27 protein-coding genes are annotated in these 26,339 nt (G+C 71.9%); 15 read left to right on the forward strand and 12 right to left on the reverse strand.

The genetic code is table 11. The features are described from left to right. Window positions 1-5 precede the first annotated feature (5 nt). Complete coding sequence (locus AB0B98_RS17975; RefSeq protein WP_357363853.1) at window positions 6-521, forward strand: GNAT family N-acetyltransferase; 516 nt, start codon at window positions 6-8, stop codon at window positions 519-521. Between the two features lie 24 nt (window positions 522-545). On the opposite strand, the gene AB0B98_RS17980 is transcribed toward AB0B98_RS17975, so the two are convergent. Further along, entirely contained in the window at window positions 546-1,532 is a 987-nt protein-coding gene (locus AB0B98_RS17980) for an aldo/keto reductase (RefSeq protein WP_357363855.1), read from the reverse strand. Window positions 1,533-1,613: 81 nt separating this feature from the next. Continuing rightward, the gene (locus AB0B98_RS17985; RefSeq protein ID WP_357363857.1) at window positions 1,614-2,366 is read right to left on the reverse strand and encodes an SDR family oxidoreductase; all 753 of its coding nucleotides are present in this window, start codon (window positions 2,364-2,366) and stop codon (window positions 1,614-1,616) included. A gap of 102 nt (window positions 2,367-2,468) precedes the next feature. On the opposite strand from AB0B98_RS17985, the gene AB0B98_RS17990 reads away from it, so the two are divergent. Beyond that, the gene (locus tag AB0B98_RS17990) at window positions 2,469-3,311 is read left to right on the forward strand and encodes a helix-turn-helix transcriptional regulator (RefSeq protein WP_357363859.1); all 843 of its coding nucleotides are present in this window, start codon (window positions 2,469-2,471) and stop codon (window positions 3,309-3,311) included. Between the two features lie 93 nt (window positions 3,312-3,404). Here the strand turns inward: AB0B98_RS17990 and AB0B98_RS17995 are convergent, their stop codons facing one another. Together AB0B98_RS17995 and AB0B98_RS18000 are read right to left on the reverse strand one after the other, a co-directional pair. Beyond that, window positions 3,405-4,256 carry an aldo/keto reductase gene (locus tag AB0B98_RS17995; RefSeq protein ID WP_357363861.1) on the reverse strand — a complete coding sequence of 284 codons (852 nt, stop codon included), beginning with the start codon at window positions 4,254-4,256 and terminating at the stop codon, window positions 3,405-3,407. Between the two features lie 97 nt (window positions 4,257-4,353). Then, complete coding sequence (locus AB0B98_RS18000; protein WP_238666518.1) at window positions 4,354-5,319, reverse strand: LysR family transcriptional regulator; 966 nt, start codon at window positions 5,317-5,319, stop codon at window positions 4,354-4,356. A gap of 52 nt (window positions 5,320-5,371) precedes the next feature. Between AB0B98_RS18000 and AB0B98_RS18005 the strand changes: the two genes are divergently transcribed. Together AB0B98_RS18005 and AB0B98_RS18010 are read left to right on the forward strand one after the other, a co-directional pair. After that, window positions 5,372-6,295 carry a serine hydrolase gene (locus AB0B98_RS18005; RefSeq protein ID WP_357363863.1) on the forward strand — a complete coding sequence of 308 codons (924 nt, stop codon included), beginning with the start codon at window positions 5,372-5,374 and terminating at the stop codon, window positions 6,293-6,295. A 154-nt stretch (window positions 6,296-6,449) separates the two neighbouring features. Next, window positions 6,450-7,427 (forward strand): MBL fold metallo-hydrolase, encoded by a 978-nt coding sequence (locus AB0B98_RS18010; protein WP_357363865.1) that lies wholly within the window; start codon window positions 6,450-6,452, stop codon window positions 7,425-7,427. 42 nt (window positions 7,428-7,469) lie between these two features. On the opposite strand, the gene AB0B98_RS18015 is transcribed toward AB0B98_RS18010, so the two are convergent. Further along, on the reverse strand, window positions 7,470-8,009 hold the full coding sequence (locus AB0B98_RS18015) for a DUF1697 domain-containing protein (RefSeq protein ID WP_357363867.1): 540 nt from the start codon (window positions 8,007-8,009) through the stop codon (window positions 7,470-7,472). 150 nt (window positions 8,010-8,159) lie between these two features. On the opposite strand from AB0B98_RS18015, the gene AB0B98_RS18020 reads away from it, so the two are divergent. Beyond that, entirely contained in the window at window positions 8,160-9,446 is a 1,287-nt protein-coding gene (locus AB0B98_RS18020) for a hypothetical protein (RefSeq protein ID WP_357363869.1), read from the forward strand. Between the two features lie 55 nt (window positions 9,447-9,501). Here the strand turns inward: AB0B98_RS18020 and AB0B98_RS18025 are convergent, their stop codons facing one another. After that, window positions 9,502-10,170, reverse strand: a complete 669-nt coding sequence (locus tag AB0B98_RS18025) for a response regulator transcription factor (RefSeq protein ID WP_238666513.1) — start codon at window positions 10,168-10,170, stop codon at window positions 9,502-9,504. Beyond that, entirely contained in the window at window positions 10,167-11,324 is a 1,158-nt protein-coding gene (locus tag AB0B98_RS18030) for a sensor histidine kinase (protein WP_357363871.1), read from the reverse strand. The genes AB0B98_RS18025 and AB0B98_RS18030 overlap by 4 nt, the downstream gene beginning before the upstream one ends. 170 nt (window positions 11,325-11,494) lie before the next feature. Here AB0B98_RS18030 and AB0B98_RS18035 point away from each other — a divergent pair, with 170 nt between their 5' ends. Genes AB0B98_RS18035 through AB0B98_RS18045 form a run of 3 tightly spaced genes read left to right on the forward strand, consistent with a single transcriptional unit; the run spans window position 11,495 to window position 15,696 of the window. Further along, entirely contained in the window at window positions 11,495-12,244 is a 750-nt protein-coding gene (locus tag AB0B98_RS18035) for an ABC transporter ATP-binding protein (RefSeq protein WP_357363873.1), read from the forward strand. After that, entirely contained in the window at window positions 12,238-14,667 is a 2,430-nt protein-coding gene (locus AB0B98_RS18040) for an ABC transporter permease (protein WP_357363875.1), read from the forward strand. Before AB0B98_RS18035 ends, AB0B98_RS18040 begins: the two co-directional genes overlap by 7 nt. Window positions 14,668-14,709: 42 nt before the next feature. Then, window positions 14,710-15,696: a hypothetical protein gene (locus AB0B98_RS18045; RefSeq protein WP_357363877.1), complete on the forward strand. Its 987-nt coding sequence runs from the start codon at window positions 14,710-14,712 to the stop codon at window positions 15,694-15,696. 1 nt (window position 15,697) lies between these two features. Here the strand turns inward: AB0B98_RS18045 and AB0B98_RS18050 are convergent, their stop codons facing one another. Genes AB0B98_RS18050 through AB0B98_RS18065 form a run of 4 tightly spaced genes read right to left on the reverse strand, consistent with a single transcriptional unit; the run spans window position 15,698 to window position 18,736 of the window. Further along, window positions 15,698-16,261 (reverse strand): heme-binding protein, encoded by a 564-nt coding sequence (locus tag AB0B98_RS18050; protein WP_357363879.1) that lies wholly within the window; start codon window positions 16,259-16,261, stop codon window positions 15,698-15,700. 32 nt (window positions 16,262-16,293) lie between these two features. After that, the gene (locus tag AB0B98_RS18055; RefSeq protein WP_357363881.1) at window positions 16,294-17,043 is read right to left on the reverse strand and encodes a hypothetical protein; all 750 of its coding nucleotides are present in this window, start codon (window positions 17,041-17,043) and stop codon (window positions 16,294-16,296) included. Between the two features lie 2 nt (window positions 17,044-17,045). Continuing rightward, complete coding sequence (locus tag AB0B98_RS18060) at window positions 17,046-17,843, reverse strand: ABC transporter permease (RefSeq protein WP_357363882.1); 798 nt, start codon at window positions 17,841-17,843, stop codon at window positions 17,046-17,048. Then, window positions 17,840-18,736 carry an ATP-binding cassette domain-containing protein gene (locus tag AB0B98_RS18065; protein ID WP_357363884.1) on the reverse strand — a complete coding sequence of 299 codons (897 nt, stop codon included), beginning with the start codon at window positions 18,734-18,736 and terminating at the stop codon, window positions 17,840-17,842. The genes AB0B98_RS18060 and AB0B98_RS18065 overlap by 4 nt, the downstream gene beginning before the upstream one ends. Window positions 18,737-18,868: 132 nt before the next feature. On the opposite strand from AB0B98_RS18065, the gene AB0B98_RS18070 reads away from it, so the two are divergent. From AB0B98_RS18070 to AB0B98_RS18085, 4 genes are all read left to right on the forward strand, one after another. Continuing rightward, window positions 18,869-20,119 (forward strand): histidine kinase, encoded by a 1,251-nt coding sequence (locus tag AB0B98_RS18070; RefSeq protein ID WP_357363886.1) that lies wholly within the window; start codon window positions 18,869-18,871, stop codon window positions 20,117-20,119. Next, window positions 20,107-20,829, forward strand: coding sequence for a response regulator transcription factor (locus AB0B98_RS18075; RefSeq protein WP_308193377.1), 723 nt, complete (start codon window positions 20,107-20,109; stop codon window positions 20,827-20,829). Before AB0B98_RS18070 ends, AB0B98_RS18075 begins: the two co-directional genes overlap by 13 nt. Window positions 20,830-21,030: 201 nt before the next feature. Beyond that, window positions 21,031-22,350, forward strand: coding sequence for a DUF234 domain-containing protein (locus AB0B98_RS18080; protein ID WP_357363888.1), 1,320 nt, complete (start codon window positions 21,031-21,033; stop codon window positions 22,348-22,350). Window positions 22,351-22,438: 88 nt separating this feature from the next. After that, window positions 22,439-22,849 (forward strand): hypothetical protein, encoded by a 411-nt coding sequence (locus tag AB0B98_RS18085; protein ID WP_357363890.1) that lies wholly within the window; start codon window positions 22,439-22,441, stop codon window positions 22,847-22,849. A 102-nt stretch (window positions 22,850-22,951) separates the two neighbouring features. On the opposite strand, the gene AB0B98_RS18090 is transcribed toward AB0B98_RS18085, so the two are convergent. After that, entirely contained in the window at window positions 22,952-23,731 is a 780-nt protein-coding gene (locus AB0B98_RS18090; RefSeq protein WP_357363892.1) for a D-Ala-D-Ala carboxypeptidase family metallohydrolase, read from the reverse strand. 305 nt (window positions 23,732-24,036) lie between these two features. Between AB0B98_RS18090 and AB0B98_RS18095 the strand changes: the two genes are divergently transcribed. The 3 genes from AB0B98_RS18095 (at window position 24,037) to AB0B98_RS18105 (ending at window position 26,321) form a co-directional block, all read left to right on the forward strand. Next, window positions 24,037-24,675: a DUF6642 family protein gene (locus tag AB0B98_RS18095; protein WP_091393643.1), complete on the forward strand. Its 639-nt coding sequence runs from the start codon at window positions 24,037-24,039 to the stop codon at window positions 24,673-24,675. Between the two features lie 42 nt (window positions 24,676-24,717). Beyond that, on the forward strand, window positions 24,718-25,182 hold the full coding sequence (locus AB0B98_RS18100; RefSeq protein WP_357363894.1) for a PPOX class F420-dependent oxidoreductase: 465 nt from the start codon (window positions 24,718-24,720) through the stop codon (window positions 25,180-25,182). Between the two features lie 80 nt (window positions 25,183-25,262). Beyond that, window positions 25,263-26,321 carry a hypothetical protein gene (locus tag AB0B98_RS18105; protein ID WP_357363896.1) on the forward strand — a complete coding sequence of 353 codons (1,059 nt, stop codon included), beginning with the start codon at window positions 25,263-25,265 and terminating at the stop codon, window positions 26,319-26,321. Window positions 26,322-26,339: the final 18 nt, after the last annotated feature.

Below are 26,339 nucleotides of genomic sequence, written 5' to 3' on the forward strand. Positions count from 1 at the left end.
GCGGAATGGCACAGGTACGCATCGAGCAGTGGCACGAGGACGACCTCGACCTGCTGCGGCAGCTCAACTCACCGGACACCCGCAAGTACACCGGCGGTCCGGAGACCGACGAGCAGGTGCTCGCCCGCCACGACCGGTACGTGCACTTCTCCGGCACCGGGCAGGGCTGCATGTTCACGCTGGTGCTGCCGGACGGGGCACGGGCGGGCAGCGTCGGCTACTGGGCCCGCGAGTGGCGCGACCAGCCGGTGTACGAGCTGGGCTGGGCGGTGCTGCCCGCGTACCGGGGGCAGGGGCTGGCGACAGCGGCGGTGCGCGCGGTGGTGGACGTGGCGCGCGCCCGACGGGACCGGCACTACGCCCACGCCTACCCCTCGGTGGACAATCCCGCCTCGAACGCGGTGTGCCGAAAGGCCGGCTTCACGCTGCTCGGTGAGACCGGTTTCGAATACCCGCCGGGGCAGATGATGCGGGCCAACGACTGGCAGCTCGACCTGACCGCCCCACCGACAGTGAGCTGAGGTCGGCGGGGCGGCCGGTGACTGTCACCAGGTGGTGTCGAGGCGGTGCCGCTGCTCGGCGGTCAGTTCCAGGTCGACCGCCGCCAGGCTCTCCTCCAGTTGCGCCACCGACGAGGCGCCCACCAGCGGGATGGACGGCAGCTCACCGCCCAGCAGCCAGGCGAGCACCACCTGGTTGACTGTCGCGCCGCTCTGCCCGGCCACCTCCCGCAGCGCGGCCAGTCGCCGGGGCGCGCTCGGCAGGTCGTACGCCGAGCTGAGCGGCTTGTCCGCCCGGGTGAACGCGCCCTTGAGCAGCGGCGAGTACGCCACCAGGGTCAGCTCGGGTTCGGCACGCAGGTAGCTGAGCAGGTCACCGCTGACGCCGCCCGGCTCGCCGTCCGGGTCCAGTTCGCTGACCATGTCGGTGCGGTTCGGCAGGTAACTGCGGTGGTACTGGAGCACCTCGTACCCCGGCAGGCCGGCGGCGGCGGCCAACGCGCGGGCCCGCTCCACCCGCCAGGCCCGGTGGTTGCTGGCGCCCAGCAGACCCACGGTGCCCTCGGCGACCAGCTCGGCGAAGCCCTCCACGGTTTCCCGCAGCGGCACGGTCCGGTCCTCGATGTGCGCGTAGAGCAGGTCCAGCCGCTGCACCCCGAGCCGTTCCCGGCTGCGCTCCGCGGACTCGCGGATCACCTTTGCGGAGAGGCCCTCGGCGTTGTTCAGGTAGCTGGTCCCCGGGGCCAGCGGTCGGGCGCCCAGCTTGGTGGCGATGACGATCTCGGCGCCGACGCCGCGGCTGCGCCGCCACCGGCCGAGCAGCTCCTCACTCTGCCCGCCCTGCCCGCCGTCCACCCAGAACGCGTAGTTGTCCGACGTGTCGACGAACGTGCCGCCGGCCTCGACGTACCGGTCGAGGATCGCGTACGAGGTGGCCTCGTCGGTGGCGCTGCCGAAGAGCATCGCGCCCAGGCTGAGCACGCTGACCTCGCGCCGGGTCGCCGGGTCGGTGCCGATCGTGCGGTACCGCATGGGGATCTCCTCTCGTGCGCCCTACCGGTGGGCGCACGAGTCACAGTGCCGGCTGGAGCGCGCTCCAGGTCAAGCGCTCGGTCACCAGGGCAGTACGCCGTACCCGCCGCCGGCGTCCATCTGGAAGCCCCAGAGCAGCCCGCTCGGCCCGTCGGCCGGCAGGGTCGCCAGGTGCACGCTGACCTCGGCGCCCTGTTCGGCGGTGCGGAAGCCGCTGTTGCCGTTGAGGTCGGTGGCGCAGTAGCCCGGGTTCGCCGCGTTCACAGTGATCGGCGTGTCCCGCAGCTCCTTGGCGTACATGGCGGTGAGCATGTTCAGTGCCGCCTTCGACGACGGGTACGGCACGGAGGTCAGCTCGAACAGCGCACCGTTCGGGTCGGTCATCACGGCGATCGAGCCAACCTCGCTCGACACGTTGACGATCCGGGCGGCCGGTGCCCGGCGCAGCAGCGGCAGCAGCGCGTTGGTCACCGCCACCACCCCGAAGACGTTCGTCTCGTACAGCCGGCGCAGCGTCGCCACGGCCGTCTCGCTGGGTAGCCCCCGAGCGCCGTCGGCGAGGATGATGCCGGCATTGTTGACCAGCACGTCCAGCCGGCCGTACTCCGCCTCCACCCGCTTCGCGGCGGCCGCCACCGACTCGGCGTCGGTGACGTCCAGTGGCAGGAACACCGCGTCCGCGCCGCCGTCACGCAGCTCCCGCTCCGCGGCCCGACCCCGCTCGGCGTCGCGCGCCCCCACCAGCACTGTCATCCCGAGGGCGCCGAGCTGCCGGGCGGTGGCGAAGCCGATCCCCTTGTTGGCCCCGGTGATCAGGGCGATCATGTTCGTCATGCCGTCGAGCCTCGCCGGGCCGGCCGCGCCCGGGGAGAGCCGGGCCGAGGCTGGGACCGGTGGTACCACCCTCGCCGGCCCGGCCCGGGGCATGCTGGGGACATGACGAGCAGCGGGCTGCAGCGTGATGAACTGGCGGCGTTCCTGCGCACCCGCCGCGCCCGGTTGCGGCCCGCCGAGGTCGGGCTCCCCGAGGGTGAACGCCGACGGACCCCCGGGCTGCGCCGGCAGGAGGTGGCCCAGCTCGCCGGGATGTCGATCGACTACTACATCCGGTTGGAGCAGGGCCGCGGACCGCACCCGTCGCGGCAGGTGCTCGCGTCGATGGCCCGGGCGCTGATGTTGAGCCGGGACGAGCGCGAGTACCTGTTCCGGATCGCCGGGGAGAACCCGCCGCGTACCGTCGGCCCGAGCCGGGAGGTGACGCCCGGACTGCGGCACCTGCTCGATGCCATGACCGAGAGCCCGGCGTACCTCGTCGACGCCGCGTACCACGTGCTGGCCTGGAACCACCTTGCCACGTACTTCGTGGGTGATCTCGCGGCCGTGCCGGACGCCGACCGCAACATGATCCGTTGGACGTTCCGGCAGCCGGTGACCGACGCCCACTGGACCGACGCGGACGCACGCTGCTTCGTGCAGAGCACGGTGGCGGACCTGCGCGCCGCCTACGGTCGCTACCCCGCCGACCCGGCGATCCGTGAGCTGGTCACCGAACTGCTCGGCACCTCGCCCCGGTTCGCCCAGCTGTGGGCCGAACACGACGTCGAGGAGCGGCGTCCGATGATCAAGAAGGTGCCGCACCCCCGCCTGGGGCCGTTGGAGTTCGAGTGCCGGGTGCTGCTGGTGCCGGAGACCGAGCAGCGGCTGATCGTCTACGTCCCCGAGCCCGACTCGCCGACCCAGGCGGTGTTCCGCCGGATCGCCGGCCGCGTCGGCTCCTGACCTCGCCGAAGAGCGCTGTACCTCAGCGTCGACATCGACAGTGCGGTACAGCGCTCTTCGGGACATCGTCGGCCGGGAGGCCGGCGGCTGAGGTCAGTTGGGCAGGTAGGCGAAGGTGTCCGGGTTCGGGCCCTGCCGGCCGGCGTCGCCCTTGTCCAGCACGGTGATCCGCTCCATCGCCGCGTCGTCCAGCTCGAAGTCGAAGATCCGGGTGTTCTCCTCGATCCGCTTCGGGGTGGTCGACTTCGGGAAGATGATGTCGCCGCGCTGCACGTGCCAGCGGAGCACCACCTGCGCCGGGGTCCGGTCGAGCTGCCCGGCGATGTCGACGACCGTGGGGTCGTCGAGCACCTTGCCCTGGGCGATCGGCGACCACGCCTCGGTCAGGATGTTGTGCTCACGGCCGTAGGCGCGGACCTCGTCGTTGGTGAAGTACGGGTGCGCCTCGATCTGGTTGACCGCCGGCACGACGCTCGCCTCGGCGGCCAGCCGCTCCAGGTGTGACACCTGGAAGTTCGACACGCCGATCGAGCGGGCCCGGCCGTCGCGCTGGAACTCCTCCAGCGCCTTCCAGGTCGAGACGTAGTCGCCGTCGTACAGGGTCGGCAGCGGCCAGTGGATCAGGAACAGGTCGATGTAGTCCATCTTCAGCGCCGCGAGCGTCGAGTCGAACGCCCTGCGGGCGTCGTCGGGGCGGTGGAAGGCGTTGCTCAGCTTGCTGGTCACGTAGACCGCGCCCCGGTCCAGGCCGGACATCCGGACCGCCTCGCCGACCTCGGCCTCGTTGCCGTACATCTCGGCGGTGTCGATGTGCCGGTAGCCCACCTCAAGGGCGGTGGTCACCGCCGCGACGGTGTCCTTCGGCTCGATCTGGAACACCCCGAAGCCGAGCTGCGGAATGGTGGTGCCGTCGTTCAGGCTGATGTCGGGAATCGTGTTTGCCACTGCGGCTCCTTCGCGTCTTCGTTACCCGTCATCCATACCCGGGTGGGTGGACGATCCACCGCCCAACCGGGGGTGACGAACGCAACGGCGGACGGGTTCACCCGGTCGTGTCGAACAGCACCGGCCACGGCCGTGCCGCCGGTACCGACGTCGCGGGCGGCGCGGGCGTGACGGGCTCGGCGTCGGCCAGCACCTCCGCGGCGAGTTGGCCGAACATCGCCGCCGCCGGGTGCGCCGCCCGGTCCGGCCAGGCCGCCGAGGTGCGCCTGGCCAGCGGCGCGTCGGTGATCGGCCGCCAGGCCATCCGGGGTTCCCGGCGGGCCACCGCCGCTGGTTCCACGGCCACCCCGCCGCCGGCCAGCACCAGCCCGCAAAGAAACTCCGGGTTGCGGGCCGGACGCACCCGGGCCGGGCGCCACCCGTGCTGCCGGCACACCGCCAGCAGGTGGTCGTGCCAGCCGGGGGCGGTGGCGCGGGGAGCGGCCACCAGATCCAGACCGGCCAGCGACGCCAGCGTCACCTCGCGGTCGCGGGCCAGCGGCGAGGTGCGCGGCAGCAGCACCCCCAGGGGTACGTCGACAGGGGCGCCGAAGCGCAGTCCGTCGGCCGTCACCGGGTGATGCACGAGCCCCACGTCCAGGGTCCGTTCGGTGAGCATCCGCACCTGCTCGGCGGTGGTCAGCTCGTGCAACTCCACGTCCAGGCCGGGCGCCCGGGTGGTGAGCCCGTCCAGCAGTGAGCGCAGCGTCACGGCGGGGGTCTCCGGTGGCACCCCGGCCCGGAGTACGCCCAGCTCACCGGCGCGGATCTGCCCCATCAGGCTGCGGAGTCGACCCTCGCCGGCGAGCAACTCCTCAGCCTCGCCGAGCAGCAGCTCACCGGCGGTGGTGAGGCGTACCTGGCGGCGGGACCTGTCGAACAGCTCGACGGTCAGCTCCCGTTCCAGCCGCTGAATCGACTGGCTCAGTGGCGGCTGGGCCATCCCGAGCAGTTCGGCGGCCCGCCCGAAGTGCAGTTCGTGTGCGACCACCACGAAGTGCCGCAGGTGCCGGAGCAGATCCACGGCCGGGACCCTACGCCAGCGCCGCCACGGCGGCGCTGGATACCGTGCTGCCGTGGACGTGGAGAAACGCATCGGAGCCATCTTCGCCGCCGTCGGGGTGACGGCCAGCCTGCACGTCGTGGACCTGGACGCCGTCGACCTGAGCGCCGTCGAGGGCGGCGGACCGGGCGGCGGTCTTCGGGAGGTCGGGGTGCGGGCCGACGAGCAGGTGGTGATCGCCTCGATCTTCAAGATTCTGCTGGTGTTGGAGTTCGCCCGGCAGGTCGAGGCCGGTCAGCTTGACCCGACCGAGCGGGTGGTCGTCACCGCCGCCGACCGGCTCGGTGGGTGGGGTCTGGCCGGCTGCGCCGACGACGCCGAGGTGTCCCTGCGCGACCTCGCGTACTTCGCCATGTCGGTCACCGACAACACGGCCGCCGACCTGCTGCTGCGCCGGGTTGGCCCGGACCTGCTGCCGATGCTCGCCGTCGAGCTGGGGATGGCCCGTACCCGGGTCCTCGGTGGCCCTCGGGAACTGGTCGAGATGATGCTCGCCGACGTGGGCGCCCGGACCGAGGCGGAGTTCGCCCGGATCTTCCCCACGCTGCCGGCGGATCGGGTCCGGGCGATGCGGGTCTTCGACCCCGCGCACACCACGTCCAGCACCGCCCGGGAGATCACCCGGCTGCTCACGCTGATCTGGCGGGACGAGGCCGGGCCGGCGGCGGCCTGCGCGATGGTCCGCACCTGGATGGCCCAGCAGATCTTCTGGACCCGGCTGGCCGCCGGTTTCCCGCCCGGCGTCCGGGTCTCCGGAAAGACCGGCACCCTGCCCGGGTTCCACCTGGAGGCCGGGGTCGCCGAATACCCCGACGGCGGCCGGTACGCGATAGCCGTCTTCGCCCGCGCCGAACAGTTGACCCCGCGCCGCATCGACGTGGACCTGGCGATGGGGGAGGCCGCCCGGACAGCCGTCGAGGCGCTGCGCGGCAACTGATTTCGTGACACTTCGAGCGTCCCCGCACCCCTTCTGAGCAGTACCGATATCCGCTGACGTATCGAATCCGACGGCGCTTGATCTTGGACCGCTGCCCGGTGCCGCTGGTTGGCTCGTGGTCGACACATCACCCGACCACGGGGAGTAGATCCGCATGCCCAGTCTCGACCGGCGACGCTTCCTGCGCGACGCAGCCGCCACCACCGCCCTGGTCTCCGCCGGTGGCCTCGCCGCCGGTGTCGCCACCCCGGCCCAGGCCGCGCCCTCGACCGCCGCGCCCACGCCGACCGCTCGCCGCAAGGGCGCGGTCAGCTTCCGCTGGTGGGGTACGGCCGGCTGGCGCGTCGACATCGGCGACCGCACCGTCCTCGTCGACCCGTTCCTGAGCCGGATCGACACCGGGCTGTTCACCGGCCCGTTCAGGACCGACACCGCGTTGACGGTGCGCACCGACATGATCGACCCGCGGGTCGACCGGGCCACGACGGTGCTGGTCACGCACACCCACTGGGACCACTTCATGGACGTGCCGTACATCGCCAAGCGCACCGGGGCGCGGGTGTTCGGCACGCTGACCGCGTACCACCTGGGGTTGGCCTACGGAGTGCCGTCGGCGCAGCTCAGCGCCGTCAAGGGTGGGGAGGTGCTGGACTTCGGCGACCACAGCGTCGAGGTGGTCGGCTCGCTGCACAGCCGCAACCCGTCGTACTCGGTGGCCTTTCCCGGGGTGCGGGTGAGCCCGCCGCCGCAGCCGGCCACCATCGCCGACCTGCCGGAGGGTGACACGCTGGGCTACCTGCTGCGGGTCGACGGCGGCCCGTCGGTCTACTTCACCGGGGCCAGCGACGTCGCCGAGCGGAACCTCACCGGCCTCGCGCCCGACGTGGCGATGGTGGCCATGCAGAACGCCACCACCACCGGCGACTACCTGCCCCGGCTGCTGGCCGGCCTCGACTACCCGAAGGTAGTGGTGCCTGTGCACTACGACAACTTCGAGACGGAGCTGCGGAACCCGCCGCCGGTCGCCCCGACCGACCGCACCCGCCTGAACGAGATGATCGCGGCGGTGCGCCGGATCTCGCCGCGCAGCCGGGTGCTGGTGCCCGAGTACGAGACCGCGTACCACTTCTGAGCAGCGCCGCTGGGGGTCGTCGGGCGGCGACCCCCAGCGGGCTCAGGAGGCGGCCAGCTCGGCCAGCGCCCGCACCGACTTCCAGTTGCGGGAGGTGGCCACCACGCCGAGCTTCTTCTCCAGGTACGCGTTGGTGAACTTCGACCGCCCGTAACCGCCGTCGACGTAGTGCAGGAACACCTCCCGACCGGTCACCGTGAACGCCACGTTCTCGGCACCAGGCACGGCCAGTGCGTCCACGGCGGACTTCTTCGGTGCGGTGGCGAGGAAGGCCACAAGCAGCCGGGTCGGGTCGTCCTCCCGGTCGGCGTACGGGTTGCCGCCGGCGATCGCCGCCAACTCCCGGCCGCTGCGCACCAGCACCGGCACCGTCAACGCCAGCTCGTCGGTGAGCGCCCGCGCGATGCCGGCGGCCAGCTTCTCCGCGTCGCGCACAGTGCTGCCGAAGGCCACGTTGCCGCTCTGCAGGTACGTCGTGACGTCCTCGTGCCCGAGGTCGGTGACGATCCGGCGCAGGTCGGCCATCGCCAGCCTGGTGGTGCCGACGTTGACCCCGCGCAGCAGGGCGACGTACCGGGTCATCAAGTCCTCCTCTGTCCACATCGGTACGGCGTCAGCCTAGCGGTGTGGGCGGATCTGTCGGACGGGATCGATAGGCTTCCAATGCCGGCCGCGACTTAGCGAATCGCCGGCCTTTCCTGGAGGTCAGCTTTGATCCGTTCCCGTTTTGCCGTGGCGATCGCCGTCGCCGCGGCGACGGCTGTCGTGGGGCTTCCCACGGCCGCACATGCCGATGAAGTTCCGGTCGTCACGTCCGCGCACAGCGACTACGACCTCGATCGGGGCACGCTGCTGGTGTCCATCACGTCGCCCAGCGACGTCACCGACGTCCGCGCGCACATTCGCGAGTACAACACCGGGGCGGAGGTCGCCGTTCAGGAAGACTTCTACCTCCAGTCCGGCACCGAGCGTGACGGCGTGTGGCGATCCAACCCGATCGTCCTCGACAAGCTCGGCTACTACCGGGTCGACGTGGAGGTCACCGACGAGGCCGGTCACCACGTCACCCAGACCGATGCCGGCGACCTGGACTATTCGGTGGTCACGTTCTTCGACAACGTCACGCTGAACCGCACCACTGTGACCTATGAAAACCGCAACGTGACGGTGCGGGGATGGCTCAAGGGTCGCTGGCCGGGCAGCGGCGAGATCAGGTCCCTGGGGAGATTCCCCATGACGGTGAACGCCGACTTCAGTTGGGACGCGGTCACCACCAGGACCGACGGTTCCTTCACCGGCACGGTCAAGATCGGCCGCAAGGACGAGCGGGTGTACGCGGCCTACAACTATGACAACGACCATCTCTTCCACGGCTCGTCGCGTTCGGCCGAGACCACCATCGAGATCAACAAGCGGCCGATGCGGATCACCATCGGGGCGGATCGACCCAAGATCCTCAAGGATGAGACGGTCACTGTGAGCGGCCAGCTGACCTGGCGGACGCCGGAGGGTTGGGTGCCGGTGCCCAATGTCCAGCCAGGGGTTTCCCTCTGCTCCAGCGTCGACTACTGCCAGACCTACCTCGGCTCCGCCACCACGGACGCGGACGGTCGATACTCGCTGACCGCCTCGCCGTACCAGAGCGGCCGCCTCCAGGTCGGCTACTCGATGGGCGACGAGTTCGTCAGCCCCGCGATCGCCAGCACGAACGTCGCCGTGCTGCAGCCGGCCGCGTTCCGGAACTTCTCGGCGGTCCGGGAGAACGCGACGACGGTGACGCTCAGCGGCGAGATGGAGTTCACCGGCGGTATGTCCCCCGGGACGGTGCCGCTGAAGGTGCAGTTCTCGGCCACCGGTGACGACGGCACCTGGAGCACCCCGGCCACCATCTACGCCGGCGGCAGTTACGACTTCGCCACATCGGTCTACAAGAAGACCGCTGGCTTCTGGCGGGTCGTCTACCCGGGCACTCCGACCGACTTCCAATCCGCGACCAGCGCGTCGGTGTACGTCAGCTGATCGCGGTAAGCGCGGGGGCACCCCTGGCGGGTGCTCCCGCGCCCACCCGTCGGAGCTATCCCGACCGGCCCGGCCCCACCAGGCCCGTCTCGTACGCCACGATGACCAGTTGCGCCCTGTCGCGTACCGCCAGCTTGGTCAGCAGCCGCCCGACGTGCGTCTTGACTGTGGCCTGGCTGAGGTTGAGGTGCGCGGCCAACTCCGCGTTGGACAGGCCCCGGGCGATCAGCGCGAGCACCTCCCGCTCCCGATCGGTCACCCCGTCGAGCTGCCGGGGCAGCGGTCGGGTCGGCTCCGGCTGCCTGGCGAACTCGTCGATCAGCCGGCGGGTCACCGTCGGCGCGAGCAGCCCCTCCCCGGCCGCGACCACCCGAATTCCGGTCAGCAGGTCCGCCGGTGGGGTGTCCTTGAGCAGGAACCCGCTGGCACCGGCGCGCAGCGCCCCGTAGACGTACTCGTCGAGGTCGAACGTGGTCAGGATGATGACCCGGGTGCCGGCCGTCGCCGGGTCGGCGCAGATCCGCCGGGTCGCCTCGATGCCGTCCATCTCCGGCATCCGGACGTCCATCAGCACCACATCGGGCCGGTGCTGCTCGGTCAACGCGACAGCCTCCACGCCGGTGCCCGCCTCACCGACGGTGGTGCAGTCCGGGCTGAGATCGACCAGTAGCCGGAAACTGCCGCGCAGCAACGCCTGGTCGTCGGCGATCAGCACGCGGATCATGCGGCCACCCGGTAGGGGAGGCTGGCCGTCACCGCGAAGCCGCCGTCGGAGCGCGGGCCGGCGCGGAACTCCCCGCCGTGCAACGCCACCCGTTCCCGCATGCCTATCAACCCGTGCCCCTCCCCGCCGAGCAGGACCGGCCGTTGGCCGTCGTCGGTCACCTCCACCCGCACCTCGTCGGGCAGAACTGTCACAGTGGCCCGGCAGGCGGCCGGCGCGGCGTGCTTCACCACGTTCGTCACCGCCTCCTGCACGATCCGGTACACAGCGAGGCCCACCGAGTCCGGCACCGCGCCGGCCGGCTCGTCCCGCCGCACGTCGAGCTGCACGTCGACGCCGCCGATCGCCGCCTGTCGGGCGAGGAGAGGCAACTCGTCCAGTCCGGGTGTCGGCGCGTACGGGCTGTCCTCACGCAACACGCCGAGCACCCGACGTACGTCGGTCAGCGCGGTGCGGCCGGTCTCCTCGATGACCCGCAGCGCGGCGCCCGCCTCGCGCGGGTCGGCCTCGGCGACGTGGTTGGCGACCGCCGCCTTCACCACGATGAGGCTCAGCGTGTGCGCGACCACGTCGTGCAGCTCGCGTGCCACCCGCAACCGCTCCTCGGTGGCGGCCTGACGGACCAACTGGTCACTCTGCCGGCTGGCGAGGGCGCGTCGCTCCCGGATCTGCCAACCGAGCATCCAGGCCGGCGCGACAATGACGGCGGCGTAGACGACAGCGCCGGTCCGCGACCAGAGGTCGCCCGCTGTCAGCACCAGGCCGACGCTCACCAGCGCCAGACAACCGGCGGCGCAGAGCAGCGACCGACGCGTCGGCGTCGCCACTGCCACCGTGTAGAAGGACAGGCTGATGGCGAACGCCGGCGCGGCGGCGGCGAAGTTGGGTATCACCGCGGTGATCAGGGAGACGGTGGCGATTGAGCTGATCACGACGGCCACCGTCATCGGCCACCGTCGCCGGACGGCCAACGGCAGCCCGAGGGCCATCCCGACCAGCACCGACACCCAGAGCGGCTCGTGTACGCCGCCGTTCTGCGGCGACTCCAACGCCGCGTACGGGCAGAGCAGTCCACCGACGGCAACAGCCAGCAGGGCGTCCACCGTGTACAGGTCCACCGGCCGCAGTCGTCGGGTCAGCAGGAGAGCGGTCACCCGTGGAACGGTAACGGCCGGGCCGGGTTCGCCGCGTCCGCCTGCGGGTGGTCATCCCGCAGGACGACGCGCTGGCGGTTACGGGCCCCGGAGTCCACCCGGAGGAGGGCCGGAAAGTGCCCGCCCCGGCCCGACGCGCTGTACCCGCCCCATTCGGCACCGTAACGGTCATGACCACAGACACTGTGACCCTGACGGGGCTGCGCGCGGTGTACGGCACCGGAACCCGGCGGGTGGCGGCGCTCGACGGCGTGACCACCAGCTTCGCGAGCGGCACGTTCACTGCGGTGATGGGCCCCTCCGGCTCGGGGAAGTCCACCCTGCTGCACTGCGCGGCAGGGCTGGACCGCCCGACCGAGGGGATCGTCACCATCGACGGCACCAGCCTCAACGACCTCGGCGAGGACGAGCTGACCCGGCTGCGGCGCGACCGGATCGGCTTCGTCTTCCAGGCGTTCAACCTCGTGTCCACGTTGACCGCCGCGCAGAACGTCGAGTTGCCGTCGCGCCTGGCCCGTCGCCGTCCGTCGGCCGGGGACGTGGCCGCCGCGCTCGACGCCGTCGGCCTCGCCGACCGGGCCGGGCACCGGCCGAGTGAGCTGTCCGGGGGGGAGCAGCAACGCGTCGCCGTGGCCCGAGCGTTGCTCACCCGTCCGGCGGTGGTCTTCGCCGACGAGCCGACCGGGGCGTTGGACAGCGCGTCCTCCCGGCAGGTGCTCCGGCTGTTGCGGGCGCTCGTCGACGACCACGGGCAGACGGTGGTGATGGTGACGCACGATCCCGCCGCCGCCGCGTACGCCGATCGGGTCCTCCTGCTCGCCGACGGCCGCGTCGTCGATGAGCTGACCGGCGGGATCACCGCCGCCGCCGTCGCCGCCCGGATCGCCGAGCGCGAGACCGTCGCGGAGTCGTCGTGCTGAGCGTCCGGCGGTCGGCCAGCGCGTTCGTGGCCGTCGTCATCGGGGTCACGCTGGTCGCGGCGGCCACAGTGCTGCTCGCCTCCGGCCGTCCGCAGGTGCCGGACCGACTGGCACGGGCGGCGGTCGTGGTGCAGAGCCCCGAGGCAGGTGCGTCAGCTGAGGAGTTCCTGCCGACCCGGCCCTGGTCCGCCAGCGCGGCGGCGGAGCTGGTGGGCAGGCTGTCCGGTCTGCCGGACGTGGTGGCGGCGGTGCCGGACCGCACCTTCTACGCGCAACCGCTCGTCGACGGCCGGCCTTCGGCCGCCGACACCCGGCGGGAGGACGCCCACCAGGGGCACGGCTGGTCCAGCGCCCAACTGGGTGGGCTGCGCCTCACGGCTGGCGAGCCACCCCGCCGGCCCGGCGAGGTGGTCGTCGACAGCGCGCTCGGACTGCGCGCCGGCACACCGGTCACCCTGCTGACAGCCGTGGGCCCGGAGTCGTACACGGTCACCGGTCTGGTCGACGGACCGGGTGTCCATGTCGCGGACGAGGTCGCCGCCGCGCTCGCGCCCGGTGTCCGGGCCATCGGCCTGGTGCTCGCCCCGGACGCCGATCCCGAGCGGGTCGCCACTGCGGCTCGCGGAGTGGTCGGCGACGGCGGACAGGTGCTCACCGGCGCCGCCCGTGGTGCGCTGGAACCGCGCGGCGACGCCCGTACCCGGTGGATCGGCATGCAGGTGCTCACCGCCACGGCGGCCCTCGCCGGCTTCGTCACGGTGTTCGTGGTCGCCTCCACCTTCGCGTTCACCATCACACAGCGCCGCCGTGAGCTGGGCCTGCTGCGCGCCGTCGGCGCCACCGGACGCCAGGTCCGTCGCATGGTGTACGCCGAGGCGCTCGCCGTCGGCGTCTCGGCGGGACTCGTCGGCCTGCTGGTGGGCGCGGCGCTCGCCCCGTTGCTGGGTCGGCTGCTGGTCGACGTCGGCTACGAACCGTCGACCTTCCGGGTCCGCTACGAACTCTGGCCGGTGGCGGTCTCGCTCGCCGCCGGGCCGGTGATCGCGTTGCTGGCCGTCTGGTCGGCGTCCCGCCGGGCGGCGCGAATCCGTCCGTTGGAGGCGTTACGCGAGGCTGCTGTGGAACAGCGACCGATCGGGCGGCTGCGCGCCGCCACCGGGGTGCTGCTCCTCACGGCGGGGGCCGCGCTCAGTCTCGCCACGGCGACCTCCGACGAGGCGCGGGTGGGGGCGCAGTACGCGCTCTACGCGGTGATGGCGCTGGTGGCCGGCACCACAGTGCTCGCCCCGGTGGTGGTCGGTCCGCTGGTGTGGCTGCTGCGTTCTCCGCTGCGTCGGCCCGGTGGCGCGATCGGCATGCTGGTCCGGGGCGGGGCGTTGACCGCGACCCGCCGGACCGCCGCCGTCGCCGCGCCGGTGCTGCTCACCGTCGCATTCGCGGTGCTGGTGTCCGGGATGGTGCGTACCAGCACCGCCGCGTACGCGGCAGGACGGGCGGACAACGTGAACGCCGGCTGGATCGTCGTGCCGGACCGCGCACCCGGCCTGTCCGACCGGGCCGTCGCCGCGACCGGCGGGACCGCGCTCCTGCCGACCACCGTCTACCGCACCGACCCCGGAACGTCGCCACCGGACCGGCCGATGACAGCGCTCGGCGTGGATCCGGAGGGCTTCGCCGCCGCGAACCGGGTGCTCACCGTCGTCGCCGGTTCGCTGAACGACCTGAGGGGCGGCGACACAGTGGTGGTCACCGCCTCGGCGAACCGGCTGCCGTCCGAGCCGTACCCGGTGGTCTTCGCCGACGGGACGACTGTGTCGTTGCGCGTCGTCGCGGTGGTCGACGACACCTCGATCCCCGGCGACCTGCTCGTGCCCCGGGCCGTGGTGCGGGCGCACGACCCGTCCGCGCTGACGTCCACCGTGTACGTGCGGGACCGCATCGATCCCCCGGTCGGCGCGCGGATCCTCGACGTCCCGGCCTGGGCGGCCGAGGCGGACGCCGCCGAGGACCGCCTCGTCTGGCTCTTCACGCTGTTGCTGATCGGGGTGTCCGCCGGCTACGGGGCCATCGCGGTGGCCAACACGCTGCTGCTGGCCGCCGCTGGCCGCGCCGCGGACCTGCGGCTGATCCGGCTGGCGGGGGCAACCCGACGGCAGGTCATCTGGCTGGTCACCGCGGAGTCCGCCCTGGTGGTCCTGATCGGCGCGCTGCTGGGCGGGGCTGTCGCGTTCGTCGGCCTGCTCAGCATCAGCGCGGGCCTCGCCGAGCAGGTCGGTGCCCCCGTCGACCTGGTGATGCCGTGGTCGGTGGTCGCCGGAGTGGTGGGGCTGTGCCTGCTGCTCGCGGTGCTGTCCAGTGTGCTGCCGACGTGGCGGCTGTTGCGCCACCGTCCCGCCCGGTCACCGGTCAGCCTCGTCGGATGACAGTGCCCCCCGCGCGGCCGAAGGGCCCGCTACCGTCCACTGATGCGATCCGCGCGCCCGGTCGGGCTGCTCCTCTCCGCCGCCGCCGTCGTGCTCTGGGCGTACGGCATGACCACCTGGCAGCCGCTGACCGAGCCGCTCGGCCCGTGGTCGGAGAGCCTGCCGGGCAACAACGCCTACTGGGCGCGCGACCTGCGGTTCATCGCGATCATGGCGGTGCCGCTCGGGTTGGTGCTGGCCGGCCGGGGGCAGTTGCGCTGGAGTCAACCGGCGGTGGCGCTCGGTGGCTGCTGGGTCGCCGCCGACATAGCGATCGACCGGGCCGACCCGTCCGGCATCGAGGCGACCGTGCTGCTCGCCGTCGCCGGTTGCGGCGTGCTCGGCGTGCTCGCGACGGTTCTGCTGTGGCGGGAGCGTGGCGGGCCGCTGGCCGCCGATCGGAAGAGGCTGACCGGTACGGCCTGCCTGGCCGGGGTGCTGATGCTGGTGGCTGTCGGGATCGAGTCACCAACCGACCGGGAGCCGGAGCTGAACCAGGGCGCCCTGGCCACCGCGGCGCTGCTGGTGGCAGCGGCCGTCGGTGCCGCGCTGGCGGCGGCCCCGGCGCGGACCCGGGCTCGCGTCGGGCTGGCGCTCGGTCTCACCGTTGTGGCGTTGCTCGGCGTCGGGCTGGTCCGTGCCGCCGCACCCGGCACACGACTGCTGCCGGAGGCCGCTCTCGGGGCGGTGCTGCTCACCGGGGTCACCCTGCTGGCCTGGGACTGGCCGGGCGGTCGGCCGATCTGGTGGCACCACGCCCTGGCCGCTCTCATCGCCTTGGTGGGCCCGCTGGTGTTCCTGGTGGCCATTGCCGTACCCATCATGATCCTGCTGCCGATCGGCGCGACGTTCACCGCGCTCGCCGGCAACAGCCCGATCAACGCCGCGGATTCCGACGTGCTGCTGTCCCTGTTCGGGCTGCTCTCCGGGCTGGCGATGTCCCTGCTGCTGGCTCGGCCGAGGGTCGAGGACCGTCGGCTGCTCCGCTAGCTCACTCGACGACCGGCAGCACCACCTCGTTGCGGCGCAGGAACCACGGCTTCCACGGCGGGTCGAAGCGCGCGTACCGGATGGCGCCGGTCGGTTGCAGCCCGGCCGCGGTCACCGACCGGCCGAGCATCGTGGCCCGCTGGCTGAACGCCTGCTCCGTCCACCGCCCGGAGAACCGCATCGCCGCCGCCAGCCGCGCCGGAACCGCGCGGATCCGCACCCGCGCGTCCACCGGCTCGGGCACTGTGGCGGCGGTGAAGCTGGCCGGCATGACGAACTGGATCAGGTACGCGCCCGGCCACTCACCCTCGATCTGCACCACCGGCACGGTCATGGCGATCTTCTCCGAACCGCTGGCCGCCGCCATCGCGGGCGTGGCGGAGCCGATCGGATGCCGGGCCCGATTGGCACCGCCGATGTACGCGGCCAGCGGCCGGAACGCCTCGATCGGCGCCCTGGTGAACGACGCCTGGATCTGCATCTCGGCCACCAGGTGGGCCGGGTACCGACGCAGCTCGAAGCCGGGGTGTCGGGACACCACCCGGTACGGCTGCTGTTCGGTCATCGCGCGGCTCCCACTGTCTGCTGGGACAGACGCTACCGCCCGTCCGCCTCCCGCTCGGCCGAAGTCGGCCGCTCCGGCCCGGAGGCGAGGGCTCGTGTGGTCAACCGCCAGTACTGCCGCTTGCCCTCGTCGCGCAGCACCACCCCGATCTGACCCAGCTCGCGGCGCAACTCCCGGGTGTCGTCGCGGCGGTCCCGCTCGATGGCCCGGTCCCGGGCGCGCAGCAGCGCGTCCGCGCCGGCCGGCAACCCGGGCAGGTCCGGAACCCACAGCCGGTACGCCGACCGGTGCGGGTCGTCGTCCGCCCAGCCCCAGCCGTGTTCCCGGAACGCCGCGGCCAGTTGGGCGGCCGGCAGGTCCGTCGACTCCCGGACCAGTTCCGCGCCGTCGGCGTCCAGGAGCACCAGATGTTTGTCGGCGAGGAAGACCACCCGGGTGTCGACCCGGGCGATGGTGCGGTTCTCATCGGAGCGGCGTAGCTGGACCTGCGCCCCGTCGACTGTGACGATCAGCCGTTCGGCGGTGCCGATCCCGGCGATGACCAGGCCGGCCAGGACGCCCACACCGATGGTGGCGGCGGTGGCCTGTGGCTCGGGCAGCCGGTCCAACCACTCGATCAGGTCGCTGAACGGCACCCAGGGCAGCCGGGCGAGCCAGCCCGTCGCCGCCGCGAGGAGCCATCCGGCGCCCGCGCCGAGCAGCGGGAAGCCACCCCACAGGACCGCCAGCTCCAGCGGGCCGCCGCTGACCACAGTGCGCGGACGGTAGCGGGCCATCTCCATGGTCAGGACACCTCGCGGCGCAGCGTCCGGAACAGGCCGGCGGCCAGCGGGAGGACCATCCAGACCAGCAGGGAGACAGCTACCCGGCCCCACTGCTCGCCGGTGACGGCGTCGCTGCTGAACAGCGGTTCCATGGTCTTGCTGGTGTCCAGCCATTCGGACGGACCGCGCAGCGGCTTGACCATCTCGCCGAGCACCCCCCACAGCGTGGGCAGCAGCAGGTAGCCGACGATCGCCAGCGGCGGGTTGAGCAGCAGCAGACCGAAGGCGGCGCCCATCAGCACGCTGGTGACCTGGAGGATGCCCGCGTTCAGGACCAGCGACCAGTCGAACTGCCAGGTGCCCGCCCCGCCGGTGGCGGACGCCACCAGCGTGCCGACGGCGGCGACGGCGAGACTGGCCAGCACCGAGGCGAGCGCGGTCAGGGACACGGCGATCAGCTTCGCGGCGACCACCCGCTCCCGGCGGGGCACCAAGGCGTACGTGGTGAGTGCGGTGCGCTGCGACCACTCACTGGTGATCGACAGGATGCCCAGGACCGGCAGCAGCACCGACACCGGTAGCAGCGAGGGGACGAAGAAGTTGAGGAAGGTCTGGTCGGCGTCCCCGGCGTAGATCAGTTGCAGGGTGACGATCGCGGCGGTGACCAGACCGATGGTGATCATCAGCCACCGACCGGCCCGGGTGTCGACGAGCTTGCGCACCTCCACGGCGCTGAGCCGGAGCAGCGACGGTCGGCGTACCGCAGTGTGCTGCCGGGGTGCGACGGCACCGGCGGCGGGCGCGGTGGTGGTGGTCATCGGACGGCCTCCTTGGTCGATTCGCCGGCGGTCAGGGTGAGGAAGAGCTGTTCCAGGCCGCCGCCGCTGGCGGGGCGCAGCTCGGCCAACGCGACGCCGGCATCGGCGGCGGCCTGGCCGACCGCCTCGGCGTCGGCCTGCACGAGCAGCCCCTCCGAGCTGTCGGCGGCGCTCAGGTTGGCCACCTCCAGCGCCTGGCGCAGCGCCGCACTGTCGCGGGCCCGGACCACAGTGCCGCCGCCGGCCAGCAACTCGTTCTTGTCGCCCTGGGCCACGATCCGGCCACCCCCGATAACCACCAGCCGGTCCGCGACCGCCTCCACCTCGCGCAGCAGGTGGGAGGAGAGCAGCACGGTGCCGCCCCTGTCGGCGAAGTCGCGCAGCAGGCCGCGCATCCAGAAGATCCCCTCCGGGTCCAGGCCGTTGGCCGGCTCGTCGAGGATCAACACCCGGGGGTCGCCGAGCAGCGCGTGCGCCAGCCCGAGCCGTTGGCGCATGCCCAACGAGTACGCCCGTACCCGACGCTTCGCGGCCACCGCGTTCAACCCGACCAGGTCGAGCTTCGCGGCGACCTCGCGCCGGTCCAGACCCATCGTGTACGCGGACAGCGTCAACGCCTCGCGGCCGGTGCGCCCGGCGTGCTGGGCGGAGGCGTCCAGCAACACCCCGACCTCCCGCCCCGGGTTGGGCAGCTCCCGGTACGGGTGCCCGGAGACGGTGGCGCGGCCGGCGGTCGGCGCGGTCAGCCCGCAGATCATGCGCATGGTGGTCGACTTGCCGGCCCCGTTGGGTCCGAGGAAGCCGGTGACGGTGCCTGGCTCGCACTGGAACGACACGTCGTCCACGGCCGGGTGTGGCCCGTATCGCTTGGTGAGGTTCTCTACCGTGATCATGCGGTTGAGCCTGCCCGCGCCACCCGGCCATCCGCTGCGGCCAGCGGTCGGTGCCGCGTCGACCTTGGTCGACCGGTGGCTCTCGACTTTGGTAGCTGGTCGTGTCGACCTTCGCCTGCCTAGCATGGCGTCGTGACCAGCATCGCCGTCCCGGAGCACCCCTGGCTGCTGCCAGGGGAGCTGGTGGTGCCGGCCGACAGTGGGCGCAAGCGTCCGCGCCGCACCACCCGCGACTGGATCGTGGACAGCCTCGCGTTCCTGGTCTCGCTGCTCTGGGTGCTCTTCGTCACCGCCGACGCCCTGTCGCCCAACCCGGCGATGGCCGAGCCGCTGCCGCACGACTGGATGACCGGCGCGGATGCCCTGATCGGGCTGGTCTGCTGCGGGCTGCTGTGGTTGCGCCGCCGGTGGCCACTCGGGCTGATGGTGGCGACGACACCGCTGACCATGTTCTCGATGGCCGCCGCCATCCCGCTGTTGATCTTCTACTTCACCGTGGTGGTGCACCGACGGACCGCCATCGCGATCGCGGTCACCGGTGCGGGTCTCGTCACCAACCTGGTCTTCAGTTGGACACGTCCGGACCCGAACATGCCGTACTGGGCCACCGCGTTGTGGGGGGTGGTGTTCAGCTTCGCGGTGCTGGCCTGGGGGATGTTCGTCAGGGCGCGCCGTCAGTTGATCGTGTCGTTGCGGGAGCGGGCCGAGCGGGCCGAGGCGGAGCAGCAACTGCGGGTCTCCCAGGCCCGGCACCTCGAACGCACCCGGATCGCCCGGGAGATGCACGACGTGCTGGCCCACCGGATCTCGCTGCTCAGCCTGCACGCGGGTGCGCTGGAGTTCCGCCCGGACGCGCCGGCCGACGAGGTGGCCCGGGCCGCCGGGGTGATCCGGGGCAGCGCGCACGCCGCCCTTCAGGACCTGCGGGAGGTGATCGGGGTGCTCCGGGCCGAGGACGACGGTGGCGACGCCCCCGAGCCGCCGCAGCCCACCCTCGCCGACCTGCCGGCCCTGATCGCGGAATCACGGTCGGCCGGGGTGCGGGTCAACGTCAGCGACAGCGTCGCCAGCCCGGGGGAGGTGCCGGCGGCGCTGGGCCGGGCCGCGTACCGGATCGTGCAGGAGGGGCTGACCAACGCCCGTAAGCACGCTGCCGGCGCGGCCGTCAGGGTGGACGTGGCCGGCGGTCCGGGCGCCGGGCTGACAGTGGCGATCGGCAACCGGTGGCCGGTCGGGTCACAGGCCGGCGGCATACTGCCGGGTGCCGGCACCGGCCTGGTCGGCATCAGCGAACGGGTCACACTGGCCGGCGGGCGGCTCGCCTACGGTCGTGACGACAGCGGTGACTTCCGGTTGGCCGCCTGGCTGCCGTGGCCGGCGTGACCGGGCCGCCGGACGCGGCCGGGCCGGCCGGCCCGGATGTGCCGCCGGTGCGCGTGCTGATCGTGGACGACGACGCGCTGGTCCGGGCGGGGCTCTCGATGATCCTCGGCGGTCTGCCGGACCTGACGGTGGTCGGCGAGGCGGCCGACGGTGGTGAGGTGCCGGCTGCCGTCGCCGCGTACGCCCCGGACGTGGTGCTGATGGACATCCGGATGCCCCGGGTCGACGGGCTGACCGCCACTGAGGCGCTGCGTGCCCAACCGCACCCGCCGGAGGTGCTGGTGCTGACCACCTTCGACGCGGACGAGCAGGTGCTGCGGGCGCTCCGGGCCGGGGCGGCCGGTTTCCTGCTCAAGGACACCCCACCGGCGGAGATCGTGCACGCCGTACGCCGGGTCGCGGCGGGCGAGGCGACGCTCTCGCCGACGGTGACCCGGACGTTGATCGCCCACGTGACCGCCGCCGCCCCCGGCCCGGTCGGCCCGGATCCGCGCCGGGCACGGGCGCTGCGACAGCTCACCGGGCTCAGCGAGCGGGAGCGGCAGGTGGCTGTCGCGCTGGGGCGGGGGCACACCAACGCGGAGATCGCGGGGGAGTTGTTCATGAGCGTGGCGACGGTGAAGGCGTACGTCTCCCGGCTGCTGACCCGACTGGAGCTGAACAACCGGGTCCAGGTGGCGTTGCTCGTGCACGACGCCGGCCTGGTCTGACGAGCGGTCGCACCAGGCCAGATTGGCGTGCGCACAACACGGACGAGGTTACACTCATTTTTGGTTGTTTCATCGTTGGTAGTGTCAGGAGTGACCGTGGACGGCTTTGTCGGGCGGGACCGTGAGCTCCACCTCCTGGGCGCCATGCTGTCCCGCGTGCAACAGGGTGGCCGTGCCGGTCGGCCCGGGCGAGCCCTTCTCATGCGAGGTCGCCGGCGGGTAGGAAAGTCCCGCCTGGTCGAGGAGTTCGTGGAGCGGGCCGGGGTGCCGTACCTCTTCTTCACCGCCTCCGCGCAGCCGGCCGTCGCCGCCGAGCTCGCCCTCTTCGTTGAGGAGGCGGCCGCCTCGACGCTGCCGGGCGCTCAGATTCTGCGTGAACAGCAACCACAGACCTGGGACGCCGCGCTGACCCTGCTCGCGGCCGCGCTGCCGTCCGACCGGCCGAGCGTCGTCGTCCTGGACGAGATGCCGTACCTCATCGCGGGCGACCCGGGCTTCGAGGGAACGCTGCAGAAGGTCTTCGATCGCGAGTTGTCCCGACGGCCGGTCCTCCTGATCTGCGTCGGATCGGACCTGGCCATGATGGAAGCCCTCAACGATTACGGCCGGCCGTTCCACCAGCGCGCCACGGAGATGGTCATTCCGCCGCTGAGCCCGGCCGACGTCAGCGACATGCTCGGCCTGTCCGCCGCCGACGCCTTCGACGCCTACCTGGTCTCCGGCGGTCTGCCGCTGATCCTCGACGAGTGGCCGAACGGTGCATCCGTCCACGATTATCTGGCCGACGCGGTACGGGATCCGACCTCTGCCCTGCTGGTGAGCGGTGAGCGGGCACTGGCCGCGGAGTTCCCGCCCCAGTCCCAGGCGGGTCTTGTGCTGCGGGCGATCGGCTCCGGTGAACGGACCTTCTCGCTGATCTCCCGCGCGGCAGGGAACCTTCCGCAGGCGTCGCTCAACCGCGCCCTGCGCCTGCTGATTCAGAAGCGGGCAGTGGAGGTCGCCGTCCCGCTGTCGACCAAGCCGTCGCGGGAGACCCGGTACGCGGTGGCCGATCCGTATCTGCGCTTCTGGTTGTCGTTCCTGGGGCCGCACCTCCCCGAGATCGAGCGGGGCCGTGGCGACCTGACCCTGGACCGGATCGACCGGTCGTGGACGTCCTGGCGGGGGCGGGCCATCGAACCTGTCGTCCGGGAGGCGCTGCGCCGGCTGCCCGGTGACCATCTCCCGGCCGAGGCGACGACGATCGGCGGCTACTGGACCCGGACCAACGACCCGGAGATCGACATAGTCGGCGCCGACCGTGCGCCAGTCGCTCAAAGGATCAGCTTCGTCGGATCGGTCAAGTGGCAGGAGAGCCGACCCTTTGACGCGCATGACCTGGGCCGGCTGCTCCTGCACCGGTCTCTGCTTCCCGGCGCCGACGAGTCGGTACCGGTCGTTGCCGTGTCGCGCAGCGGCACCGCAGTGGACGGCGTTCGGGTGCTGTCGGCGGAGGATCTGCTTACCGCGTACCGGAATTGAACTTTCGTCCGGTGTCCGCCGTATCCATGGCCGAGGATGTCGGTGCGGTAGGTCCGCCGTACCGCTGCCGAACTGCGGGAGGCCTGCCGTGCGAGTTGGTGAGCAGTCGACGGATCCCATCGATCAGGTACTGGGTGAGGTGCCGATGCCGGCACCACTGACCCCGGAGGATGTCCGGCTCGCGGTCCGGGCGGTGGTAGTGCACACCGCCGAGGAGTGGCCCACCGGGCCGCTGTGCCGCAACGACGGCGCTTCCTACCCGTGCCGACTGCACCGCTGGGGGCGTCGGGTGTTGGAGACACACGGGCTCAACGAGCGGCAGATCGAGGCGTTGATCCGGCATGGCAATCCGTTCGTGCACGTGCCGTTTCCGTTCACGGCAACCGGGCCGTCGCGGCAACAGGCCGCGCGGGTCGTCCCCCAGGGGGTACGGCAAACCGCTGCTGGCCGGCCGGTGACTCCCCCCGTCACCGCGCCGCGCTGGCCCCGGGCGAGCTGAGCGCGCTACCCCTCCGCCCACCCGGCCCGGGGCGACACGACGTCGGCCCGGCGCGAAGATTCCCCCTCCGCGTCGGGCCGACGTCGCTCTGAGCGGGTGGGCTCAGTTGCCGACCCCGCAGTCCGGGGCGGACCAGCTCGTCGTGTTCGAGCTGTTGTCGCTGTTGTTCTCCCGACGCGAGTCGACGTGCACGTGGTCGTCGTGGTCGGGGTAGCCCGGCCCGTAGATCCCGCTGAAGCCGTTGTTACGGGCGCCGCGGGCGACCTGGCACAGCGAGGACGTCCGTGAGGTCACGTCGGCCGCGTTGCCGTACAGGTGCTGGCTGTCGGACGCGCCGCCGACCTGGTTGTTGCAGGCGCGACTGCGGAACCCGCTCGACACGTAGAGCGGCTTGTTGCCGAGGCCCTTGCGCAGCGCCTCGAGCTTCCACATGGTGCGCAGCGCGTTCTGCTTGGTCTGGTTCGCCGACAGCGGGCCACCGCTCCACCCGCTTCCGCCGCACCCGTTGTCCAGCTCGCTGTAGCTGAAGTGCGCGGGTGTGCAGTCGTTGTCCTGGAGTTGGTACAGCTTGGCGAAGGTCTGCGGGCCGGCGATGCCGTCGGCGCGCAGCCCGTACGCCTGCTGGAACCGCTTGACCGCGGCGGCGGTCTTCGGCCCGTAGCGGCCGTCGTTCTCCACGATGTCCCGGTAGCCGGCCCACCCGGCGACCCGGATCTGCAACTGGCGGACGTCGTCGCCGGAGCGCCCCTGGCTCAGGGTGCGGTTCCAGGTGTAACAGCCGTCCGCGTACGCCGCCGGTGCGGCGATCACCGTGGCGATTGCGGCCCCGGGCAGTGCCAGGGCGAATGCGACGGCGACCCGCTTCAAGGTGTTTACGCGCACAGAAGTCCTCCCGATAGGAGAGCGAATGGGGTGGCTCCAGGACATCGACCGAGAAGTCCCGTGATTTCCACCCTCGCACTGATCGGTGCCGTTGGCGGTGGTTAACGAGAATTGTGCTCACAATCCGCTGTCCCTGGGTATTGGCTGGGAATTCGGCTGATTTACGAAACAGCCATTCCCGACCGATCGCCCCTCCTACGGCGAAGAACACCGAACGTCGCAATCTGCTACACGGAGGGCGATGTTCCCGGGGCGATGGTGGCCGGTAACGTCACCTCCGGGTCGGCGGACTGGCGGAGGTGCGCGTGGCACGCGGTGGCGTCTTCTGTGTCGAGGGTCAATGGCACCGTGACCTCAACGAGCGGGGCTCGGTGCTGCCCACGCTGGAGCTGCTGGAGCGGTTGGGCAAGATCCGGTTCATCCACAAGGACGCGGCCACCCGCGACGAGTTGTTCTACTTCCTGGACCGTTGGCTACTCAAGCAGTACGCCGACCACCGGGTCGGCTTCTTCGCCATGCACGGTGAGCCGAGCCGGCTCTGCCTCACCGACTGGCAGTCGGTGGAGTTGAACGAGGTGGCCGAGCTGATGGCCGGCCGCGCGGAGGGGCGGCGACTCTATTTCGGCAGCTGCTCGGTGCTGCGCGCCTCGGACGCGGTGCTGCGCGAGTTCCTGGAGGTCACCGGAGCCGCTCTGATCTGCGGTTTCACCCGGGAAGTCGACTGGGTCGAATCGGCGGCCTTCGAAACCGTGCTCCTCGATGTGCTCGCCAACGGCCAGCGACACAACGCCGCCGAGCTGCGGATGGGCTCAGCCCACTGGGCGCCGCTCGCGTCGTACCTCGGCTTTCGGGTGATCTACGCCAACGGTCGGGCCTGGCGTCCGTCCGGCCGCCCCCGGGTGCCCACCCAGGCGGTGCACCGCGCCGCGGCCCGACCCCGCTGACCCGCCGCCGGCGCTGCGCCCGCACCCTGGTAGGAACGGGGAATGGCACCCAGCATCGCAAGGAACACCAGTGTCGACCGGGACGGCCTGCTCGACTTCCTCCGGCCGCGACACCGCGTCGTGCTGATGACCACCCGGGCCGACGGGCGACCGCAGTCCTCCCCGGTCTCCGCCGGGGTCGACGGGCAGGGGAGGCTGGTCGTCTCCACCTACCCGGAGCGGGCCAAGGTGAGCAACATCCGCCGCGACCCCCGGGTGTCGGCCTGCGTGCTCAGCGACGACTGGAACGGCCCCTGGGTGCAGATCGACGGCACCGCCGAGGTGCTCGACCTGCCCGAGGCGCTGGAGCCGCTGGTCGAGTACTTCCGCAGCATCTCCGGTGAGCACCCGGACTGGGACGACTACCGGGCGGCCATGGTGCGCCAGGGCAAGTCGCTGATCCGGGTCACCATCGACACCTGGGGTCCGATCGCCACCGGTGGCTTCCCGGCCCGCCTCGCCGACTGACCCTCGTTCGGTGGATCCACCCGCTGGTACGCATCGACTACGGTGAGCCAGGCAAGATCCACTGACCCGAACGGGGACCCATGAACAACCTTTCTGCTCCTCGCCGGCTGCTCGCCTGGGCGGTGCCCGCCACCCTCGCGTTCGCCCTTGTCGCCCCGGCCCTGCCGGCCCAGGCCGCACCGGCCAACACCCCGAGCCCGGCTGCGGCCGGCCCGGTCGACAAGGACCTCAACGGCGACGGCGTACCGGACCTGGTGGTCGTCGGCGGCACCGCCGGGCTCGACTCCGGCGTGTGGGCGGCGCGGGGTCGGGTCAACGCGACCACCGGAGTCGGCACCGGCCGCGTGAAGGTCCCGGCGGTGAACATCGGCGTGTATGGCAACGGGGTCTCCGGCAACGACGACCCGGCCGCGGATTTCGACGGCGCCCAGGTGATCACCGGCCGCTTCTTCGGCACCGCGAACCAGGACTTCCTGGCCTACTACCCGGGTGGCGTCAACGCCGGAGGCGGCAGCTTCATCGCGGGCGTCGGCGACGGGACGATGGTGAACCCGTACCGCGGCAGCGGACAGGTCACTCTCATCCGCGAATACTTCGTCGACGAGTACGACAACTCTCCGGTCCAACTCGTCAACGGGTACACGGCCGACGGCGTCGACAGCGGCATCGCGGATCTGCTGGGCATCGTCGGCGACTCGACCAACGGCTACCGCCTTACCTACTACCCGAACATCGGGGCGCCCAGCCTCTACTTCCCTCGTCTGCCGCTGAGCAACGCCACCCCGACCGGCGGCACCGACTGGCAGAACTGGACCCTGGCCAGCACCGAGCTGGCCTCGGGGGCGGCGCTGGTGCTGCGCAACGCCACCACCGGTGACCTCTACCTCTGGCAGGGCGTCACCATGACCGACAACGGCGACGGGACCGGCACGCTCTCCTACACGCAGTACCGGCTCGCCTCGGGCTGGAACGCCGGTGTCGCGATCAGCGGCCTCACCACCGCCGACCTGAACGCCGACGGCGTGGCCGACCTGTGGGCGGTGTTCCCGGACGGCAGTGTGCGCGCGTACCTGATCTCGAACCTCTCCGCCACCAAGCCGGCGAAGATCCGGGCGATCGAGGCGCAGCAACTCCGCTGACCCGAGCTGTGGGGTCCG

Source organism: Micromonospora sp. NPDC048947 (genome assembly GCF_040649495.1).
Classification (GTDB): domain Bacteria; phylum Actinomycetota; class Actinomycetes; order Mycobacteriales; family Micromonosporaceae; genus Micromonospora; species Micromonospora alfalfae.

Excerpts from the sequence above, each read along its gene's own strand:
- AB0B98_RS18100 (WP_357363894.1), top strand. The coding sequence starts at position 24,718 with ATGGCACCCAGCATCGCAAGGAACACCAGTGTCGACCGGGACGGCCTG.
- AB0B98_RS18025 (WP_238666513.1), bottom strand. The coding sequence starts at position 10,170 with ATGATCCGCGTGCTGATCGCCGACGACCAGGCGTTGCTGCGCGGCAGT.
- AB0B98_RS18035 (WP_357363873.1), top strand. The coding sequence starts at position 11,495 with ATGACCACAGACACTGTGACCCTGACGGGGCTGCGCGCGGTGTACGGC.
- AB0B98_RS18045 (WP_357363877.1), top strand. The coding sequence starts at position 14,710 with ATGCGATCCGCGCGCCCGGTCGGGCTGCTCCTCTCCGCCGCCGCCGTC.
- AB0B98_RS18015 (WP_357363867.1), bottom strand. The coding sequence starts at position 8,009 with ATGACCCGGTACGTCGCCCTGCTGCGCGGGGTCAACGTCGGCACCACC.
- AB0B98_RS17975 (WP_357363853.1), top strand. The coding sequence starts at position 6 with ATGGCACAGGTACGCATCGAGCAGTGGCACGAGGACGACCTCGACCTG.
- AB0B98_RS18060 (WP_357363882.1), bottom strand. The coding sequence starts at position 17,843 with ATGACCACCACCACCGCGCCCGCCGCCGGTGCCGTCGCACCCCGGCAG.
- AB0B98_RS17990 (WP_357363859.1), top strand. The coding sequence starts at position 2,469 with ATGACGAGCAGCGGGCTGCAGCGTGATGAACTGGCGGCGTTCCTGCGC.
- AB0B98_RS17980 (WP_357363855.1), bottom strand. The coding sequence starts at position 1,532 with ATGCGGTACCGCACGATCGGCACCGACCCGGCGACCCGGCGCGAGGTC.
- AB0B98_RS18010 (WP_357363865.1), top strand. The coding sequence starts at position 6,450 with ATGCCCAGTCTCGACCGGCGACGCTTCCTGCGCGACGCAGCCGCCACC.
- AB0B98_RS18055 (WP_357363881.1), bottom strand. The coding sequence starts at position 17,043 with ATGGAGATGGCCCGCTACCGTCCGCGCACTGTGGTCAGCGGCGGCCCG.
- AB0B98_RS18065 (WP_357363884.1), bottom strand. The coding sequence starts at position 18,736 with ATGATCACGGTAGAGAACCTCACCAAGCGATACGGGCCACACCCGGCC.
- AB0B98_RS17985 (WP_357363857.1), bottom strand. The coding sequence starts at position 2,366 with ATGACGAACATGATCGCCCTGATCACCGGGGCCAACAAGGGGATCGGC.
- AB0B98_RS18105 (WP_357363896.1), top strand. The coding sequence starts at position 25,263 with ATGAACAACCTTTCTGCTCCTCGCCGGCTGCTCGCCTGGGCGGTGCCC.
- AB0B98_RS18050 (WP_357363879.1), bottom strand. The coding sequence starts at position 16,261 with ATGACCGAACAGCAGCCGTACCGGGTGGTGTCCCGACACCCCGGCTTC.
- AB0B98_RS18080 (WP_357363888.1), top strand. The coding sequence starts at position 21,031 with ATGCGAGGTCGCCGGCGGGTAGGAAAGTCCCGCCTGGTCGAGGAGTTC.